We start from the raw sequence: 19015 nt of genomic DNA on the forward strand, positions 1-19015 counted from the left end.
GGGCTACGTCCTTCGCGCGTGCAGGAGCAGGATGGAGGACAGCGACGGCGCGGCGCAGGCCAGCCGGTCCAGGGGGCGCAGCGGACGCGGTACGCCGTGGAAGGGCGCACCCGCGAGGCGTACGACCTCGAAGCCCGACGCGGCGACGAACTCCCGCAGTGCGCGGGCCGTGTAGAGCCGCAGATGGCCCACGACCTCGCGGCCCGGGCGGCCGTGGACCGCGCGCAGGCTCACCTCCGAGAAGACGGGCTGGACGCCGGCGAGCAGCAGGGCGCGGTTGTACCAGGCGGCGAGGTTCGGGGTGGACAGCATCAAGTGGCCGCCGGGGCGCAGGACGCGACGGATCTCCTCCAGCGCGCTGTCCGGGTCCACGAGGTGCTCCAGGACCTCGCTGAAGAGCACCGCGTCGGCCGCAGCCGTCGCGAACGGCAGCCCACCGCCGGTGAGTTCGCCGCGGACCGCGTACGGGATGCGGGCGTGCGCCCGTCTGAGGGCGTCCTGCGACCAGTCGACGCCGACCACGCGGTGCCCGGCGAGGAGAGGGGCGGCCGTCGCGGCCGCGGTGCCGTCGCCGCAGCCGATGTCCAGGACGGTCTTGGCGCCCGCCGTGGCCGGGCCGAGCGCGGCGGCCAGCATGCGGGCCTGGCGCAGGCTGCGCGGGGTGCCGGAGGCGACGGGGACGGCGGGGTCCTCGTAGAAGTCGCGAAGTTCCCCGCGGCCAGGGGCGGTTGTGGTCATGGGAGGTGGTCCCCCTCCGTGGCGTGCAGATAGTGCTCGAACAGGTCGCGGAGATGGGCGCCGTCGCCGTGGCTGAGCAGGGTGCGCGACCAGCGCAGGGCCAGGTGCAGGCGGCCCGCGGTGGACGCGGTGGTGACGGTGAGGCCGCGGGGCATGCGGGCGGGGGCGGAGAACCACACCGCGTGGGCGCGGCCCGCCTCCTCGCCGAAGTCCAGCGGGTACGGGATCCGGCCGATGTTGCTGAGCAGCGTGGTCGACGTCCAGGGGCCGGCCGCCCTGCGCAGGCCTCGGGTGACCGCGGCGCGCCATGCCACGGGTATCACGGGCGCCGTCAACAGGGCCGCGCCGTGACCGAGTTGGGGGCGGTCCAGGGACTTCAGCGCGCGCGTGCGGTCGGCCGTGCGGCGCAGCAGCTCGCCCATCCTTCCCGCATCCAACTCCTGCGGGGCGAAGGTGACTTCGACGAGCCGTGTCCCGTTGCCGATCGGCATGTCCGCGTCCCGGGGGCGGTCGTCGACCGGCATCGTGATCCGCAGAGGGCGGGGGCGCGCGCCGTGTTCCCTGTTCCAGTGGGCGATCATCAGTGCTGTGGCCGCCATCAGCTGGTCGTTCACCGTGTACGGAGCGCCCTTGGCGCGGCGCGGCACCCTGAGCTCGGCGACGAGCAACCCGTTGCCCGGGGAGGGCTCCGGGCTACCGTGGGCCACCCTGGCGGGCGGAGTCCAGGTGGAGGGGGCGTCCACCTGCCCGGGAGCCGCCTCGGGGGTACGCACCGGGGGCGCCGCGGGCGAGTTGTCCTTGCCGCCGTACAACTCGGCCGCGGTGGCCAGGATACGGAGACAGGCGGGGCCGTCCAGCGCGGTGTGGTTGATGGTGAGGAAGAGGACGGTGCCTTTGGGGGGCGGGGGTGTGGAAGTCGGGGTGGCCGGGGGACCGCTGCGCTGGTGGTCGCGATGCGCCGCCGCCGAGAGCGGAGGAGGGTCCCCCGCAGGCGAGTCGGGGTGCGCGCCCGCGATCGGGTGGGCGCCCGCCGCTGGGTGCGTGGCCGCAGTTACGTCGGCTTCGGCGGCCCCCGGCCCTCCCAGCGCCGCCGGGTAGGGGTGGCCGTCCCTGCCGGCGCGTCTGGCCGGTGCCGTTTCGCCCACCGCGTCCGTCGCCTCGCTGCCCACCGCCGGGCCCGCGCCCTCGACCACCTCCAGGCGTATCGGTGGGGAGGCGGACAGCGGCGGGGCCTCCTGCAGGGCCCTGGTCCTCGCGTCCCTGAGGGCGTCGCGGCTCGGGAGCGCGAAGGACACGACCTCCACATCCGGGCCCGGGGTCAGCTCCCACTCGTAGCGGCGCCGGTACCACGGGCCCGGCGCCTCGCGCATGAGGATGCGGGGGTGGCGGCGCAGGGCCTCGGTGAACGCGGTCCTCAGCCGGGCGGGGTCGAGGCGGCCCGGCAGATGGACCTCGATGTGGACGGTCTCCGGTTCCTCCTCCTGGAGACAGTGCCGGGCGACTTCGTCCACCACCGGAAACGGCACGCGTACGGCCGGCCGCGTCGGTCCGTCCGTACCGTCCCGCGCCGGATGCTCCACAGCGGTCACGTGGCCTCGCTCCTCCCCGTGTCGTCGTCCTGGGGGCCGGTTTCCTCCGGGGGTGTCGCCCTGAACCTCGGCTTGCGGAAGGCGATGCGAGCGGTTGGGGGGTCGGGCACGGGCTGGTCGGCGCCGGGGCCTCGCGCGGAGATGGTTTTCGCCCCCTCCGCCCCTTCCCTTCCCGTCGTCCCTGGAGGCTCCGCCCCCAGACCCTCGTATCGCGCTTCGCGCTCGCCCTCAAACGCCGGGCGGGCCGACATCGGCAACGGCGCCCTAGGCGCCTCGGAGCCGACCGCGGCCGTTCCGGAGGGCTCCCCGACGCTCACCAGCGCCGCGAACAGCCCGATCAACGCGAGGAGTTGGGCGGCGGGCCCGAACGCCCCCTCGTCCGCCGACACCGCTGACCCCGCTCCCGTCGTGGCCGCGATCCCCGTTCCGGTGAGGGCGAGGAAGGCGATCGGTACGAGAAGGGTGTGCCGGCGTCGGGCGAGCAGGGCGAGGGCCGGGACCAGGAGAGCGAAGAAGCCCGCGATCAGGATGCCGACCAGGGTGAGCGCGACCAGGCCGAGCCACGGGCCGGGCAGCGGCGGCACCGGCTGCGGCTCGTCGGGGTTGGGCGAGCGGCGCCGCCACAGCACGAGGCCCGCGAGCGCGGCCACGGCGACACCGCCGCCGATCAGCCCGGCCTCGTACGTCGTCGAGGGCTCGTAGGACAGCTTGACCGTGCCGCCCGCCCCGGACGGGATCTGCCAGCCCTGCTGCCAGCCGTCGAGCCGTACCGGCGTGAGGTCCTTGCCGTTCAGCGTGGCCTTCCAGCCGTCGTTGTAGTTCTCGTACGTCGTCAGGTAGGAGGCAGCGCCGGAGCCGACCCTCACCTCGCGGCGGTCGCCCAGCCAGTCACGTATCTTCAGCTCGCGCCCAGCGGTGGCCGCTCCAGCCTCCGTGACCGTCCCGCGCGTCAGTGTCACGTCCGTGAGGGTCAGCGGGCCCGCGTCGCCCGCCTCGATCCGGTGCGAGCCGCCCGTCAGCTCCACGGAGGCGTCTGAACGTCCTGGTTGACAGAGCGTCACATCCACCGGCCGACGCTCCACCAGATCCCGTACCGTCCCCTTCGCGCTCGTCTCGTACAGCTTTCCGTCGACCGAGACGACCGGACCCTTGCCGCACGGCAGCGAGAACGGCCGGGTGCCGGACGGCTGCGGGGTGCGGTACTGGTCGAGCGCCGGGATGTAGGCCTCCGTCAGGCCGACCGGCAGTTGCAGGTCGGCATCGGCGACCGGGTTGTGGACGGTCAGCGGGGCGGTCTCCGTGACGGTGATGTCGAGGTGGTCGGTGGTGAGGGGATCGAAGCGGGCCCAGCCGTTCTCGTCGACCCCGACGATCGCCGCGCCGTCCGGCGAGCTGATGTCGATCTTCGTCGGGCGGGTCGACAGACCGCCCGCCGGGGCGAGCACGATCGACGAGACCTGCTGCTTGTCCGGCCAGCTCAGGTGGATCGTCGGGTTGCCGCCGGCGATCCACGCGGTGGTCAGGTCGCCGTCGGTGAGATTGCGCGCCGACAGCCCCGCGCCGAGCTTCGCCGTGGAGTCCGCCGTCGCCGTGATCCGGCTCTGCTGCTCGGGCGCGACCTCGTAGAGCAGCTTGTCGAGATCCTCGCCAGGGATCGCAACCGCGCTCGCCTTCATCTCGTACGTTCCCGCCGTCGACGTCGAGAAGGCGCGGTGCAGGCCCGCCTCGGTGCCCGTCGGGGAGAGCCCGGTCGGATCGGCGGTGCGGTGCAGCGAGACGATCTCGGAGGAGGCGTCCGTGCCCGAGACGTCCGTCGGCAGCTTCAGCAGGCGCGTCACCTGGACGTCCGGGAGGTCGATCTCGGAGAAGCCCGCGCCGGTGAGAGAGGCGTGCGGCGCGGTCGAGTCGACGATCGTGATCTTCAGCCAACTCGTCGGCCCGGCGGGGGACTTGATCGACTGCTTCATGCCGTTCGCCTGGAGGTAACTCGTGCGGGAGCCCTTCTCCGTCTCCACCCGCACACGCGTCGGCGCCGACCGCACCCCGTCCTGCGGCAGCGGGGTGACCTTGAACGACGACGGCACGTCCACGGACCCCTCGAAGCGGATCCGCAGCCACTGCCCGTTCGCCGAGCCGGCGGCGCCCTCGGCCCACGCCGTGTCGGGGTTGCCGTCGAAGGCGTTCACGGGGTCGTACTGCGGGAGGTAGAACAGCCAGTTGCCGGTCGACGAGGCTGTCACCGAGTGGGCCCCGCGCAATTGTGCGACCGTCTGGTGCTGGACGCCCTTCGTCGGCAGGATCTGGTGCGGCTTCTCACCGGGGTCCTGCACGCTGTCGCTGTCGTTGCGCTGGTCGCGCGTGTAGGTGTACGAGGTGTTGGAGTTGACCAGCCCGAAGCGGGTGTCGGCGCGCCGCAGCCCGTCGCCCACCACCTGCACCTCCGAGGTGCCGAGCCCGGGATGGTTGTCGCCGGTCAGCACGGTGGCGCGGCCCCGCATCGACGGGTCGGCGGCCAGCGGGAGGAGCGATTCGGGGCCGCCCGACACGACGGCGGTGTCGGTGATCGGCTTCAGGCCGGCCTGCCCCGGCCTCGGCACCTCCTTGTCGGTCGGCTCGTAGATCTCCACGGCGCGCTGACGCGGATACAGGCCCTCGACCTGCAGGGGCGTGTCGTTGGCGATCCGCCCGCCGGTCATGATCGGCCCGAACCCGGTCACGCGCTGATACCCGGACTGCTCCAGCGTCCGCTTCACGGTCGCGGTGGGCACGTAACCGACCTGGTCGGGGTCCAGATCATTGCGTACGACGACGTAGTAGAGGCCCGCACGGCTCAAGTAGTCGGCGAGGCCGGGGATTTCGCCGCCCGCCATCAGTGCCTGCTCGACCGCGTCCATGGCGCGCCGGTTGCCGGGGGTGCCGAAGGGGACGTAGTCCCGTTCGGCCCAGCGGGAGTCGGCGAGTACGTCGAGGGGCTCGTCGATGGGGGATCCCCAGGTGTAGAGGCCGTGCGCGGTGGCGGGGACGACGAGGGCGCGGGAGTCGGGCGAGTACTTCTTCAGCCAGTCGGCCGTGCTGTGCCAGTACTTGGGCAGCTCCTGGAAGGAACCCGGCTGCAGGATCGACCCGTTGAGGTAGGGCCACGCGAGCCCGGGGACGACCAGGATCGCCGCGATCAGCGGGGCGAAACGGCGGCCGCGTACGTGGCGGGCGCCGCGTGTCCGGGAGGCGACCCCCACCAGATGGGCGAGGCCCAGGACGAGGGCGAGCGCGAAGCCCGTCTGGAACTTGTAGATGTTGCGGAAGGGGACGAGCCAGCCGTTCAGCCAGTCCTGGACCACACCGTGGAAGGGGGCGCCGAACGAACCCCCGTACCCGGCAAGGGTGATGAGTGCGACCGACAGCACGGTCAGTACGAGCCAGCGGCGCTCGGGCATGTCACGTCTCGCGAGTCCCGCGAGACCCAGCCCGGCCGCGAGCGCCGAGCAGACGATCACGATCACCGCGGAGGCGACGGTCCAGCCGGCCGGCAGCCAGGCCTCGCCGAAGTGCAGATAGGCGACCCAGTTGCCGGCGCCGCGCAGCGACTCGGTGGCGGACATGGTGGCGGTCGTCGTCTGTGACGTCTCCACGTAGGGAAGGAAGTTCTCGCCGTAGGCGCCCAGCAGCAGCAGCGCGATCCACCACCAGGCCGTCGCCAGGATCACCCCCGGCACCCACCAGGCGATCAGCTTGCGCTGCCGGGGGCCGCGCGGGCGGGAGAGGAGATACAGGCCGACGGGGAGCAGCGAGGCCAGGGTGGCGGCCGCGTTGACACCGCCCATGAAGGGCACCACGAGGGCCGACCGCAGGGCGGCCACGCGCGCGCTGTACCGCTCGCTCGTCAGTGGCAGCAGCACCCACGGGAGGAAGGCGCCGGGGAGAGCGGCGGCCGAGGTCGAGCCGACGACGATCGTGAAGACCGGCCACAGCGCGTACGCGACGGCGGCGAGCAGCCGGGACGCGCCGCTGCCGGTCCGCAGCCGCTCGGCCAGTCGCAGCGCGCCCCAGAAGGCGACGGACACGATGAGGGACAGCCACAGCCGCTCCGCCAGCCACACCGGGAGGTGGACCAGCTTGCACAGGCCGTAGAACGGCAGCATCGGCCAGGCGTAACCGACGTACTGGTCCTGGATGCCGCCGAAGCCGCCCCGGTCGTGCCACAACTGGCCCAGGTCGGCAAGGAACTGCCAGGGGTCGAGCGCGACACCGAGCTTGGTGTCGAAGGTCATCCGGCCGGGGTGCACGGCCAGGAACAGCACGAACACCACGGCCCAGAACCCCAGCAGCCACCGCTTCGATCGCGGGCCCTCCGGGGGGCCGGAGGTGGTCGCGCCCGGGCGGACGGCTGCCGGGGGAGGAGCCTGGACCGTGCTCGTCATGGTGGACACCGCCGGAGGATGAGGAGGAGGTTCCAGGTGGCGAACTCGCGCAGTCCCGGCGCCTTCGCGACGGCTCCCGCGAGGAACGGCCAGTAGCGGGAGCGCGCCGAGACGACCGTGACGTCGTCGCGGGCGCGCACCTGCCGCAGGGTGGTGCCGATGTGCACGGCGAAGAGGTTCTCGCCGAGGGTGTGCTTGGCGGGCTTTCCGGTACGGCGCCGGTAGCGGGCCCGCGCGCGCTCGGCCCCGAAGTAGTGCCAGGGCGCCCACTCGTGGCCGCCCCAGGGGGACAGCCAGTTGGTGAACGACACGTAGATCAGCCCGTCCGGGCGGGTCACGCGCACCATTTCGCTCAGGAATGTCTGCGGGTCGGCCACATGCTCGAGCACGTTGGAGGAGAAACAGACGTCCGCGACCCCGTCCGCCAGCGGCAGCAGATACCCGTCCGCGACGACCGCCGACTCCGGGGGCTTCGGCCCCAACTCCCGCACGTCCGGCTCGAACAGGTACGCGTTGGCCCCGCGACGCCGGAACTCCTCGGTGAAGTACCCGCCGCCACCGCCGACGTCCACGACGGTACGGTCCTTCACCGCGCCGTACGCCTCGACCTGGTCGACGGCGTCCCGCGCGAGCAGCGAGTAGCACGCCTCGGGGTCGTCCTGCTCCCGCAGAAAGGCCCGAAAGAGACCGAGCGAGCGCCGGAAGGAGGGATCCTTCCAACACGGCTTCCCGACGGCACCCACGGGGCGGGGCGTGACCGCGCCACCCGACTCGGCCTCGCCGCCGCCCGGGGCGACCCCACCGTCACCGGCGCGGGCTTGGCCGCGGCCTGCGGGGGGCTTGTTGCCGCCGAGGTCCTGCTCGCTGCCGCTGGCGCGGGGCTTGGTGTCGTCGGCGCGGGCTTGGCTGCGGTCTGCGGGGAGCTTGCTGTCGCCGACGTCCGGTGCGCTGCCGCTGGCGCGGGGCTTGGTGTCGTCGGCGTGGGGTTGGCTGCGGTCTGTGGGGGGCTTGCTGTCGCTGGCGTCCGGCTCGCTGCCGCTCGCGCGGCGCTCGCTGCCGCCGACGTCCGGCTCGCTGCCGCTGGCGCGGGGCTTGGTGTCGTCGGCGCGGGCTTGGCTGCGGTCTGTGGGGGGCTTGCTGTCGCTGGCGTCCGGCTCGCCACCGCTCGCGCCGGGTTGGCTGCTGTTCGCCTGGGTGTGGCTGCCGCCTGTGTCCGGTGCGCTGCCGCTCGCGCGGGGCTTGCTGTCGTCGGCCTGGGGTTGGCTGCCGTTCGCGTCAGGTCTGCCGCCGCTCACCTTGGGCTTGCTCCCACCGGCGGCGGGCTTGCTGCTGCTCGCGTGGGCTGGGCGGCCACCTGTGTCCAGTTCGCTGCCGCTCGCGCGGCGCTCGCTGCCGCCTGATTCCGGCTTGCTGCTGGTCGCGTCGGTTTCGCTGTCGTAGGCGGCCGGCTCCGTGCCGTTCGCGCGGGGCTTGCTGCCGCGCCCGTCCGGCTCCCGACCGTTCGCGCCGGGCCCGCCCGCGTCCGCGTCCGGCTGCCGGCCGCTCGCGGAGTGTCCTGTTTCCCGCGGGTGTGCCGGCTCCCGCAGGTGTGCCGGCGCCCGCGAGGGTGCTGGCTCCTGCGGGTGTGCTGGCTCCTGCGAGGGTGCTGGCTCCTGCCGGGGTGCTGGCTCCCGCGGGTGTGCCGGCGCCTGCGAGGGTGCTGCCACCCGCGAGGGTGCCGGCTCCCGCTTCGCGGGCAGCTCGTCGGTGTTCGTGTCGGGCCGCAGCGGGGGCAGGCCGGCGGGGGCGGTTCGGCGGGGTATGTCGGGATCCATGGGCGTCACCTCCGCCAGGAGGTGACCGCCTCCGCGGCCACCGCTCCGAACTGGCGGACCGTGTGGTTCCAGCGGTAGCGGGCCGCGTGGTCGCGGGCCGCCTTGCCCATGAGGGCGCGCCGGTGGGTGGACAGCGCGAGCGTGCACCAGGCCGCCGCGAAGGAGGACTCGCCGCGGGTCAGCAGGCCGGTCTCGCCGTCGACGACGGAGTCGCGCAGGCCGGGTACGTCGAAGGCGATGGCCGGCGTCTCGCGCGCGGCGGCCTCGGTGACCACCAGGCCCCAGCCCTCGACGGCGGACGGATGCAGCAGCAGCCACGCCGCGCACAGCAGCCGGTGCTTCTCGGCCTCGGAGACATGGCCGGTGAACTCCACGCCGGGCCCGGCGAGTTGCTCGAGGCGTTCGCGCTCCGGGCCGTCTCCGACGATCACCAGCCGACCCCCGGTGACCGGCCGCACCCGCTCCCACAGCCGCAGCAGCAGATCGATCCGTTTGTACTCGACCAGCCGTCCCATCGCCACGAACAGTGGTTCCGGCGAGCGGTCGGCGCGGGGCCCCGGCTCCTCGACCCCGTTGTGCACGACCCGTATGCGGTCCCGTTCCACCCCGATCGCGTGCAGGGCGTGTGCCGTCGACGGGGAGACGGCGACCAGGAGATTGTGGCGCTGCGCCCCGGCCAGCGCCCAGTGTTCGAGTCTTCGGCCGAGCCGGGCGGCGGGCGCAAGCGGCCCTGCGAACCGCATCTTCCACAGGTCCGTGTGGACATGGTTGACCAGGCAGAGCGTGGGACCGTGGTGCCACAGCGGCGCCAGATACGGCATGCCGTTGCACACCTCGACCAGCAGATCGCAGTCACCGACCTGGCGGTGGAACGCGGGGCGGGCGCGCAGAAAGTGACCCAGGTCGCCGCCCGCGGAGACGACCCGGTAGTCGCGGTAGGCCGCGGGCCCGCCGCACAGCAGGGTGACTTGGTGACCGAGCTGAGTCAGCCCTTCGGCCAGCCGGTCGACCAGGAGTTCGGAGCCGCCCGCCGCCGGATTTGCGAGATCGCGGCGGGCGAGGAAGACGATGCGGCGCGGATGTGGGGGCAGCGCCGGGGGGTACTGCGCGGCGCGCGGGAACGCGGTGCGCAGCGGGGAAGGCACGTGCTGGGGCATAGGTGCTCCAACTCGTCTCAGGGTGCGGAACTCAGTGTGGGGGGCGGGGCGAGGTGCGGATCTGTCATCTGTCGGTGGCGGTACCGCCGGCACCGGGAGGCGCCGGCGTTCACGTCCGGTGGGGTGACGTTTCTTCCGGAGTTCTTACGGTGGATGGCGCTGGAAAATCTGCTGAACTGTGGGAGTCGTGGGCCTTGGCTGTAACCGGGATGTGGGCGGGCTGTGCTCGGGTGGGGTTGGACAGTTTTCGCCCAGCCGTTCCCTGCGGCTACTCACCGAGGTGACAATTTCCGCCCTTTGTGGAGCTGACGGCACATCACATCGTGAGAGAAGGCGGGGACGACTCGGACGTATCGGGATCCGGGCGCCCGCGTACCACCAAAACGGCCCCCACCGCGGCGAGGACGAAACCCAGCGCACCGGCACCGATCGGCAAGGCCTGCCCCACCAGGCGCAGTTGACCGCTCTCGGTCTTCGCCTGTTTCACCTGGTCCTGCTGCGTTCCGGCGGTGAAGGCCAGCTTCTTGCTGTCCAGCAGCACCGCTGCGTCCTTCTTGGAGCCCGGGGCACGCAGCGTCCGGCGCGGGCCGACCTGGGCGTAGATCACCCGGCCGGTGCGCTGGTCGGCGACCAGCTCGATCAGATGGTTGGCGTACCACTCCTCGGCGAGCACCTGGCTGCGCTGCGGCTCACCGACGATCGCGCCGGGCACCAGCCGGCTCCCGGTCCGGGTGGCGGGGACGGTTCCGGTGAACCGGTACCCCTCGTACCCGCGGATCTTCTTCGTACCCTTGTAGTGCAAAGTCACCGTCGCACCAAGGGAGTTGTCCCACCAGCGGTATGCGCGTTTCTGCACGTCGAAGGGGAACTTCAGATACGCCTCGCCCTCGTAGTACGGGCTCTCCTTGCAGCAGTGCGCCGGTTCATTGGTCCTCCGGTCGGTCACCCAGCGGCCCGGCATGAACTCCAGGGCGTCGTGCGGGTCGGCCGCGGGCAGCGACTTGTCCGTGTCGACCGTCGTCGTCACGTCCCAGACGGCCTTTCCGCTGCGCTCACTGTCGGCGACGTCGCCGCGCACCACCTGGGTCACGGTGATCTTCTGGTCGGGGACGGTCTCGACCTTGTCGACGTCGAAGACGCTGCCCTTGCCGGTGTAGACGGCGGTGGTGTCGATGTCGATCGGGTTCACGGCGGCACGTGGTTCCACGTACCAGACGAGCATCGGGGCCAGCACGAGCAGGAAGGTGCCGAGGCCAAGAAGGATCAGGGAGACGGGTGAGACTTTCCGGCGCATCCGGGCACTCCAGGGGCGTGAGGAGGCTCGACGCACGGGTGATATCGGATGTTACGGGGTGATATGGATGCGTCGACACCAGGAGGGAAAGTGCACGTGCGGTATGGGCCGGGAACCGTAGGCGCACCCTTGACGGAGTGTCAATGCATTGTCGAGACTGAGGACTTGCCGGACGCGACCGGCGGGCCGCGACCGGGACCGGTGACCGGACGGGACCCTGAACCGGTGACCGAACGGGATCGGTGAACCGGATGGGACCGGAGCACCGGATGGGACCGGTGACCGGACGGGACCGGCGCACCGCCCCACCGGACGGATCCGGCATACGGGATTGGGCAGGGGCCGCAAAGCCGCATGACCACGGCTGCGTGGTGTGCCGGGGTGGGGACGACCTCCGACAGAGAGGCTGACCCTGCGATGTCCAGACTGCTCGCCGCCGCACTGACCGTGGCGGCCGCCGCCGCGCTCGCCGTGGGCGCCGCCCTCGGCATCGTCGCGCTGCTCGACGCGACCCCCGACCAGCCGAACACCCCGCTGATCACCTACGAGCATGCCGACCAGGAGCGCTGACCGTGCCGAGCCGGAGGGTTGCGGCGGAGGCGGCCCCAAAGGTGCGGGCTCGCCCGGGAACCGTCATCGTGCGCTCGGCCTGGCATGACGTCCCCCGTCTCCAGGTGCGCCAGTTCGCGGCGATCGCCATGGCCGAGGCGCCCGCGCTCGCCGAGGAGATCCTGCGTGAGATCCGCCGCGAGTACCCACAGCTGCCCCTCGTCCTCGACGACTCCGGCGAGCCGATGGCCCTGGTCGGCATCCGCCGCGCCATCGAGGTCTTCGTGCAGCATCTGGAGACGGCGGAGGGCCGCCCGCGCGTCCACCCCGAGGTCTTCCAGGAGTTCGGCCGGGGCGAGGGCCTGCACGGCCGCAGCCTCGACGCCCTCCAGGCGATCTACCGGCTGGGCGTCAGGCTCGCCTGGCGCCGCTTCGCGGAGATCGGGCAGCGGGTCGATATCCCGCCACCGGCGATGTACGAGCTGGTCGACGCGGGATACGAGTATCTGGACGGCCTGGTGGACCAGTCCGTACGGGGATACGCCGAGGCCGCGGCCCGGCAGGCCGGGGAGCGGCTGCGCCTGCAGCGCCGCCTGATGGAGTTACTGCTCGCCGAGCACCACCCCCGCGGCGACCCGGCCGAGGCGCTCGTCGAACGCGCCGCCCGCGTCGGCTGGCCGCTGCCCGATCGGGTCGCCGTCGGCGTGCTGCTGCGTCCCGCCCGGGAGGCCGTCGCGCCGGCCGTCGGACAGAGCGTGCTGCTCGACATGGAGTACGAGCAGCCCCGCATGGTCGTGCCCGAGCCCGACGCGGCCGGGCGCCCTGAGCTGCTGCACCGGGCGCTGACCGGCTGGTCCGGTGCCATCGGACCCCCGGTGCCGCTGGCCGACGCGGCGAAGTCACTGCGCTGGGCCGAGGCCGCCGTACGGCTCATGGAGCGGGGGCTCCTCCCCGCCGGGGAGGTCCTGCACTGTACGGAGCACACGGAGGCCCTGGTTCTCCTCCAGCCCGAGGAGCTGATCGACGACCTCGCCCTGCGGTGCCTGGCTCCCCTCGCGCACTGCGGTCCCACCCACGGGCGCCGGCTCGCCGAGACGCTGCTCGCCTGGCTGGAAACACGCGGTGGCGCACCCGAGGTCGCGGCCCGGCTCGGGGTGCATCCCCAGACGGTCCGCTATCGCCTGCGCCAGATCCGCGAACTGTGGGGCGACGAGATAGACAACCCCGACCGGCGCTTCGAGCTCGAACTGGTGCTGCGGGCGCAACGGCTGCGGGGCGAACTGGGCGATCCCCGCGCCCGCCGCTGAGGGGCCCCGGAACGCACCCCGCCCCCACCCATTGCCCGCCGTAGCCCACTATGACTAGCCTGTGTTCGTCATGCCGATCGTCTGTTGAAATTTCGAACATAGGGAGGGGGCCGGTTGTGGGACGCCTCGTACCTGCCGTGACCCGAGCTCTGGACATCATGGAGCTCTTCCTCGACGGGGACGGGACTCTCTCCGCCCCCGACATCGTGCGCAAGCTGCAGCTGCCCCGCACCACCGTGCACGAGCTGGTCACCACGCTCGCCGCCCGCTCGTACATCGTGCAGGTGCCCGGACAACCGGGACGCTACCGGCTCGGCGTACGCCCGTACCAGCTCGGCAGCCGCTACGCCGAGCAGCTGGACCTCGCCGCCGAGGGCCAGCAGGTCGCCCGCTCGGTCGCCGAGACCTGCGACGAGACCGTGCACGTGGCCATCCTCGAGGGCACCGACGTCATCTACATCGCGAAGGTCGACTCCACGCACGCCGTGCGCATGGTGTCGGCGGCGGGCCGCAGGCTGCCCGCGCACTGCACCTCCGTCGGCAAGATGCTGCTCGCCTCGCTCCCCGAGCCGGAGCTGAGCTCCCGCATCCCCGACGACGCCGACCTCGTCGCGATGACGCCCAACAGCATCACCGAGCCGGGCGCCCTGCGTGAGGCCCTCGCCGAGATCCGGCAGCGCGGCATCGCCGTGGAGAGCCGCGAGTCCAATCCGGACGTCAGCTGTGTCGCCGCCCCGGTGCGCGACCGCACAGGGCGGGTCGTCGCCGCGTTCTCCATCTCCGTACCGATGATCCGCTGGAGCGACGAGCGCCGCGCCGAACTGGAGCAGCTCACCGCCAAGGGTGCCGCCGAGCTGTCCGAGCGGCTCGGGCACCGGAGCGTCGTATGACGGCCGTCGAGGTCGCGGTCCGCGCGGAGGCTGCCCTCGGCGAGGGGCCGACCTGGGACCCGGGCGAACAGCGGCTCATCTGGGTCGACATCCTCGGCTCCCGGGTCCACACCTACGACCCCGGCTCAGGGCATCGCACGGTCATGGCCACCGAGCAGCACGTGGGCGCCGCGAAGCCCCGCGCGGGCGGCGGTCTGGTCGTCAACCTCGTTGACGGCGTGGCGACTTACGGCCCGGAAGGCTTCCGGTGGCTGCACCGGGAGGTCGTCCCCGGCCGCCGGGCGAACGACGCGGCGGTGGCGCCCGACGGCTCGCTGTGGTGCGGCACCATGCGCTACGACGAGGCGCCCGGCGGCGGAACCCTGTCCCGGATCGCCCCGGACGGCACCGTACACACGCTCCTCGACGATGTGGCCGTCAGCAACGGCACGGGCTGGAGCCCGGACGGCCGGCTGGTGTACTACATCGACTCGCCGACGCGCCGGATCGATGTGTTCGATGTGAGCGGGGGTCAACTGACGGTGAATAGACGGCAATTGGCTGCCATCGACGAAGGCGACGGATTCCCCGACGGGCTCACCGTCGACGCCGACGGCTGCGTCTGGGTGGCCCTGTGGGACGGCGGAGCGGTGCGCCGCTACACGCCGGACGGAGCCCTCGACCGCGTGATCGAGCTTCCCGTCCGCCGCCCCACCGCCTGCGCGTTCGGGGGCCCCGACCTGGCCGACCTCTACATCACGACAGCCCGTACGGGCCTGGACGCCCCGCACCCGCTCTCCGGCTCGGTGCTGGTCGTCCCCGGCGCCGGAAAGGGCCTGCCGCAGCCCGCGTTCGCCGGCTAGGGCCGCTCCGCGATGTCCCTGCCCACCGCCCGGGCAGGGACATCGGCGTCTCCGACGTCCGATATCCCGCACGCCGTTCGAAAGTTTTGCGCAACCCATTGACGCGGAAGCGCTTCGATTTTACGGTCCCGTTCGATGTTGCGATCACCTATCGAAATCTCGAACAGTAAGGGCAGGGCATGGGACGACCTGGCCTGAATCGCAGGCAACTCCTGGCTGGAGTAGGCGGGTTGACAGTCGCCGGCAGCCTCGGTTTCGCCGCGCTCGGCACCGGCGCGGACGCACTCGCGTCCAGCGCGAGCACCCGCGTCCGCTACTGGAACCTCTTCAGCGGCGGCGACGGCTACAACATGATCGCGATGCTGGACGCCTTCCGTAAAGCGAACCCCGACATCGACGTGAAGGATTCGACCCTCCAGTGGGGCAATCCGTACTACACCAAGCTCGCCATGGCGGCCTCCGGCAGCCGTGCGCCCGACCTCAGCGTCATGCACCTGGGGCGTGTCACCGGCTTCGCGCCGGGGCGGCTCCTGGATCCCTGGGACATGGACCTGCTCACCAAGTACGGCATCCGAGAGCAGGACTTCAACCCGGCGCTGTGGAAGCGCGCCGTGATCGACGGCAAGCTCTACGCGCTGCCCCTCGACATCCACGCCCAGCTGTCGTTCTACCGCAAGGACGTCCTGAAGAAGGCCGGTCTCCTCGGCGACGACGGCCGCATCGTCCCGATCACCTCCACCAAGGAGTGGTTCGACGCCCTGAAGGCCGCCAAGAAGGTGACCAAGAAGGGCCTGCAGACCGTCGGCATCCACGCCAACGACCAGAACTTCGCCTGGTGGTTCTTCGTCGCCTTCTACACCCAGCTCGGCGGGAGCTACTTCAACTACGCGATGACGGACGTCGTCTTCGACGAGGACAAGGCCACCCAGGTCCTGGAGTTCCTGCGCCGGCACATCACCGACGGGTACGCCATCGCCGGCGCGGCCGACGCCGAGCAGTTCATGAACGGCTCGCCCTTCGTCTGGGAGGGCAACTGGTCCGTGCCCGTCTACTCGGGCGCGAAGATCGAGTACGGCGCGACCCCACTGCCCCCGGTCTTCGGCAAGCAGGCGACCCACGCCGAGTCGCACTCCTTCGTCCTGCCGCACCAGTCTGGCCGGGGCGGCGCCTCGAACGAGGGCGCGCACCGGCTGGCCGCGTACATCGTCAAGAACGCCCTCGCCTGGGCGGCGGGCGGCCACATCCCCGCGTACACGCCGACCCTCGAGTCCGCCGCGTACAAGAAGCTCACCCCGCAGAACGAGTACGTCTCCGCGATGTTCCACCAGGCGACCGAGCCGAAGGCGTGGTTCGCGGGCTCCACCGGCACGCTCGCCGCCCGCATCGGGCCCGTCGTCGCCTCCTCCAACCTCGGCTCCGCGAAGCCGGCCGCCGCCGCCCACAGCATGAAGAACGTGCTGGAAAAGCTGCTGGCCATGAAGAACCCGATGGACGGCCACACCGCCGCGCAGACGCAGGGAGGTGCCGCATGACGACGACCAGCGCCGGAGCCACGCTCGCGCCCGCCTCGAAGCGGATCCGTTCCACCAGCGCCGGGAACACGGACAGCCTCCGGGCCCGCACGGGGCGCAGGCTCCAGCACGGCGGCTGGTTCATCGCGCCGTTCCTCGTCCTGTTCGCCCTCTTCGTGATCTGGCCGGTCCTGCGGGGCGTGTACCTGAGCTTCACCGACGCCAACGTCTCGGGCGTCGGCGCCAACTTCACCGGCTGGGACAACTACCGCGAGGCCTTCCACGACCCGCTGGTGTGGAACTCCCTCGGCCACAGCGCCTACTTCACGCTTCTGGTCGTGCCCTGCATCACCGTCCTCGCCTTCCTGATGGCGATGCTCGCCCACCACATCGAGCGCGCCAAGTGGCTGTGGCGGCTGTGCTTCTTCGCCCCGTTCCTGCTGCCGTCCACGGTTGCGGGAAACCTGTGGCAGTGGCTGTTCAACCCCGGTACCGGGATGGTGAATTACGTCCTGGGCATCGACACGGCCTGGCTCACCGAGAAGTCCACGGCCATGCTCGCCGTGGTCATCTGCACCCTGTGGTGGACGGTCGGCTTCAGCTTTCTCCTCTACCTCGCCGCCCTCCAGTCCATCCCCGACCACCTGTACGAGGCCGCCAAGCTGGACGGGGCCAACGCCTGGCACCGCATGGTGCACATCACCCTGCCGATGCTGCGCAACATCACCGGGCTCGTCATCGCCCTGCAGATCCTTGCCTCGCTCCAGGTCTTCGACCAGGCCGTCGTGATCTACGACTTCGGCCCCGGGCCCGAGGAATCGACGCGCACCTTCGTCCAGTACACCCTCGAAGAGGGCTTCACCAGCTACCGCGTGGGCTATGCCTCCGCGATCTCCATCATCTTCTTCGTGATCATCGCGTCCGTCGCCCTCGGCCGGATGTGGCTGCTGCGCAAGCGTGAGGAGGGCGTGCGATGACCGCCACGCAGATTCGCGTCAAGACCCGGAAGCCCTGGACCCCCAGCCAGATCGTCCTCACCCTGCTCGGTGTCGCCGTCTCTGCGGTGTGGGTGGCGCCGCTGGCCTGGGCCCTGTTCACCTCCCTCAAGTCGGAGACCGAGGCCGTCGAGGTGCCGCCGCACTGGCTGCCGAAGGTGTGGACGGTCCAGGCCTGGAAGGCCATCTTCGAGACCGGCAACATCACCAATTGGTTCGTGAACTCGTTCGTCGTCTCCGTCTGCGTCACGGCCATCGTGCTGGTGGTCAGCGCCCTCGCCGGCTACGGCTTCGCGCGCACCGAGTTCCGCTTCAAGGGCGCCCTGATGGGCCTCGTCATGGCGGGGCTCATGGTGTCGCCCGCCGTCCTCGGCGTGCCCCTGTTCACCACGGTCCAGCAGATGGGGATGGTCGACACCTACTGGGGCATGATCCTGCCGCAGTGCGCGCCCGCCGCCATGGTCTACATCCTCTACAAGTTCTTCCAGGGCATCCCGAGGGAGCTGGAGGAGGCCGCCTTCATCGACGGCGCGGGCCGCTGGCGGGTCTTCTTCACCATCATCGTGCCGCTGTCGCGCCCGTCGCTCTCCGCGGTCGGCATCTTCACCTTCATCGCGTCCTGGAACAACTTCCTGTGGCCGTACATGGTGACCAACAACCCCGACCTGATGACCATGCCGAACGGCATCGCGACCGTCATGAACTCCTACGGCATCCAGTGGGCCCAGCTCATGGCCGGCGGCCTCATGGCGGGCCTGCCGCTGATCATCGTCTTCGTCTTCTTCCAGCGCCAGATCGTCGCCGGTGTCGCGCACACCGGTCTCGCGGGCCAGTAACTCCCGAGAGGAGACACACAGTTGAAGCGCCTCAGACTCGCGACCCTGCTCGCCGCCGCCGTCATCGCCCTGCTGCCGACCACCGCCCAGGCCCACGTGACCTACCCCGACCCTGGGCCCCTCACCGGCCAGCAGATCATCCACGACCCCACGGTCATCCACCTCAAGTCCGGCGGATACGTCGCCTATTCGACGGGTGGCGTCATCGGCGCCCGCCTCTCCAAGGACCGCGTCCAGTGGGACGACGCGGGCAACGCCTTCGCGGCGCCGCCGAGCTGGTGGTACGAATACAACTCCACCGGCGACCCGTGGGCACCCGACATCTCCTACCGCGACGGCCGCTACTGGCTGTACTACGCGGTCTCGTCCTGGGGCACCAACCATTCCGCGATCGGAGTGGCTACCTCCCCGAGCGGCCTGCCCGGCACCTGGACCGATCACGGCAAGGTCTTCACCTCCGGGACGACCGACACCTGGAACGCCATCGACCCGGCGATCACCAGGGCCGACGGCAAGCTCTGGATGGCCTTCGGCTCCTACTGGACCGGCATCCGCATGGTCCGACTCGACCCGAGGACCGGCAAGGCCATCGAAGCCGCCACCGTCCACCACCTGGCGACCCGCCCGGACGCGCCGTACGCGGTGGAGGGCCCGTACGTCGTCAAGCACGGCCGCTACTACTACCTCTTCGCCTCCTACGACGCCTGCTGCGCCGGCGTGAACTCCACCTACAAGATCCGGGTCGGCCGCTCGACCTCGGTGACCGGCCCGTACGTGGACAGCACGGGTACGCCCATGCTGGAGGGCGGCGGCGACCTGCTCCTGGCCGGACACGGCCGCTACGTGGGCCCGGGCGGCGAGTCGGTCTTCAAGGACAAGGGGCGAGACGTCCTGGCGTACCACTACTACGACGCCGAGGACTCGGGCACGCCGAAGCTGGGCCTGAACACGCTGAGCTGGGACAAGAACGGCTGGCCAAGCGCCGGTTAGGGGCGCGGGGCTGTGCCCATGTGCGGCTCCGCCGCGTGGGCGCGATCAGCCACGAGGAACCCGCAGTCGCCCACGCAAACAGAAC

Annotated in this window: 14 protein-coding genes; 8 read left to right on the forward strand and 6 right to left on the reverse strand. The window is 71.4% G+C overall.

Annotated features, from left to right (window positions below; genetic code table 11):
• Positions 1 to 3: 3 nt before the first annotated feature.
• The 6 genes from AB0D27_RS08230 to AB0D27_RS08255 form a co-directional block, all read right to left on the reverse strand.
• Positions 4 to 738 carry a methyltransferase domain-containing protein gene (locus AB0D27_RS08230; protein ID WP_362503787.1) on the reverse strand — a complete coding sequence of 245 codons (735 nt, stop codon included), beginning with the start codon at positions 736 to 738 and terminating at the stop codon, positions 4 to 6.
• A complete protein-coding gene (locus AB0D27_RS08235) occupies positions 735 to 2327 on the reverse strand; it encodes a condensation protein (protein ID WP_362503789.1) in 1593 nt (530 codons plus the stop codon). The genes AB0D27_RS08230 and AB0D27_RS08235 overlap by 4 nt, the downstream gene beginning before the upstream one ends.
• Positions 2324 to 6745, reverse strand: a complete 4422-nt coding sequence (locus tag AB0D27_RS08240) for an alpha-(1->3)-arabinofuranosyltransferase family protein (RefSeq protein WP_362503792.1) — start codon at positions 6743 to 6745, stop codon at positions 2324 to 2326. Before AB0D27_RS08240 ends, AB0D27_RS08235 begins: the two co-directional genes overlap by 4 nt.
• Entirely contained in the window at positions 6742 to 7488 is a 747-nt protein-coding gene (locus AB0D27_RS08245; protein WP_362503890.1) for a class I SAM-dependent methyltransferase, read from the reverse strand. The genes AB0D27_RS08240 and AB0D27_RS08245 overlap by 4 nt, the downstream gene beginning before the upstream one ends.
• 1076 nt (positions 7489 to 8564) lie before the next feature.
• Positions 8565 to 9716: a glycosyltransferase family 4 protein gene (locus AB0D27_RS08250; RefSeq protein WP_362503795.1), complete on the reverse strand. Its 1152-nt coding sequence runs from the start codon at positions 9714 to 9716 to the stop codon at positions 8565 to 8567.
• Between the two features lie 316 nt (positions 9717 to 10032).
• Positions 10033 to 11010, reverse strand: a complete 978-nt coding sequence (locus AB0D27_RS08255; protein WP_362503797.1) for a DUF3068 domain-containing protein — start codon at positions 11008 to 11010, stop codon at positions 10033 to 10035.
• A 417-nt stretch (positions 11011 to 11427) separates the two neighbouring features.
• On the opposite strand from AB0D27_RS08255, the gene AB0D27_RS08260 reads away from it, so the two are divergent.
• The 8 genes from AB0D27_RS08260 (at position 11428) to AB0D27_RS08295 (ending at position 18930) form a co-directional block, all read left to right on the forward strand.
• On the forward strand, positions 11428 to 11580 hold the full coding sequence (locus AB0D27_RS08260) for a hypothetical protein (RefSeq protein ID WP_362503800.1): 153 nt from the start codon (positions 11428 to 11430) through the stop codon (positions 11578 to 11580).
• 41 nt (positions 11581 to 11621) lie between these two features.
• Positions 11622 to 12866 (forward strand): helix-turn-helix domain-containing protein, encoded by a 1245-nt coding sequence (locus AB0D27_RS08265; protein ID WP_362503893.1) that lies wholly within the window; start codon positions 11622 to 11624, stop codon positions 12864 to 12866.
• Positions 12867 to 12982: 116 nt separating this feature from the next.
• A complete protein-coding gene (locus tag AB0D27_RS08270; RefSeq protein ID WP_362503803.1) occupies positions 12983 to 13756 on the forward strand; it encodes an IclR family transcriptional regulator in 774 nt (257 codons plus the stop codon).
• Positions 13753 to 14598 (forward strand): SMP-30/gluconolactonase/LRE family protein, encoded by an 846-nt coding sequence (locus tag AB0D27_RS08275; RefSeq protein ID WP_362503806.1) that lies wholly within the window; start codon positions 13753 to 13755, stop codon positions 14596 to 14598. Before AB0D27_RS08270 ends, AB0D27_RS08275 begins: the two co-directional genes overlap by 4 nt.
• Positions 14599 to 14777: 179 nt before the next feature.
• The gene (locus AB0D27_RS08280) at positions 14778 to 16130 is read left to right on the forward strand and encodes an extracellular solute-binding protein (protein ID WP_362503809.1); all 1353 of its coding nucleotides are present in this window, start codon (positions 14778 to 14780) and stop codon (positions 16128 to 16130) included.
• Positions 16127 to 17086 carry a sugar ABC transporter permease gene (locus tag AB0D27_RS08285; RefSeq protein WP_362503812.1) on the forward strand — a complete coding sequence of 320 codons (960 nt, stop codon included), beginning with the start codon at positions 16127 to 16129 and terminating at the stop codon, positions 17084 to 17086. The genes AB0D27_RS08280 and AB0D27_RS08285 overlap by 4 nt, the downstream gene beginning before the upstream one ends.
• Entirely contained in the window at positions 17083 to 17940 is an 858-nt protein-coding gene (locus tag AB0D27_RS08290; RefSeq protein WP_362503815.1) for a carbohydrate ABC transporter permease, read from the forward strand. The genes AB0D27_RS08285 and AB0D27_RS08290 overlap by 4 nt, the downstream gene beginning before the upstream one ends.
• Before the next feature lie 21 nt (positions 17941 to 17961).
• The gene (locus AB0D27_RS08295; RefSeq protein ID WP_362503818.1) at positions 17962 to 18930 is read left to right on the forward strand and encodes an arabinan endo-1,5-alpha-L-arabinosidase; all 969 of its coding nucleotides are present in this window, start codon (positions 17962 to 17964) and stop codon (positions 18928 to 18930) included.
• The last annotated feature ends 85 nt before the right edge of the window (positions 18931 to 19015 follow it).

It is taken from the genome of Streptomyces sp. NPDC048415 (genome assembly GCF_040651675.1).
In the GTDB taxonomy this organism is placed as follows: domain Bacteria; phylum Actinomycetota; class Actinomycetes; order Streptomycetales; family Streptomycetaceae; genus Streptomyces.

What these genes read in the sequence shown, in the direction of transcription:
- AB0D27_RS08275 (WP_362503806.1), top strand. Translation starts at nt 13,753, where the DNA reads ATGACGGCCGTCGAGGTCGCGGTCCGCGCGGAGGCTGCCCTCGGCGAG.
- AB0D27_RS08230 (WP_362503787.1), bottom strand. Translation starts at nt 738, where the DNA reads ATGACCACAACCGCCCCTGGCCGCGGGGAACTTCGCGACTTCTACGAG.
- AB0D27_RS08260 (WP_362503800.1), top strand. Translation starts at nt 11,428, where the DNA reads ATGTCCAGACTGCTCGCCGCCGCACTGACCGTGGCGGCCGCCGCCGCG.
- AB0D27_RS08285 (WP_362503812.1), top strand. Translation starts at nt 16,127, where the DNA reads ATGACGACGACCAGCGCCGGAGCCACGCTCGCGCCCGCCTCGAAGCGG.
- AB0D27_RS08250 (WP_362503795.1), bottom strand. Translation starts at nt 9,716, where the DNA reads ATGCCCCAGCACGTGCCTTCCCCGCTGCGCACCGCGTTCCCGCGCGCC.
- AB0D27_RS08280 (WP_362503809.1), top strand. Translation starts at nt 14,778, where the DNA reads ATGGGACGACCTGGCCTGAATCGCAGGCAACTCCTGGCTGGAGTAGGC.
- AB0D27_RS08290 (WP_362503815.1), top strand. Translation starts at nt 17,083, where the DNA reads ATGACCGCCACGCAGATTCGCGTCAAGACCCGGAAGCCCTGGACCCCC.
- AB0D27_RS08255 (WP_362503797.1), bottom strand. Translation starts at nt 11,010, where the DNA reads ATGCGCCGGAAAGTCTCACCCGTCTCCCTGATCCTTCTTGGCCTCGGC.
- AB0D27_RS08240 (WP_362503792.1), bottom strand. Translation starts at nt 6,745, where the DNA reads ATGACGAGCACGGTCCAGGCTCCTCCCCCGGCAGCCGTCCGCCCGGGC.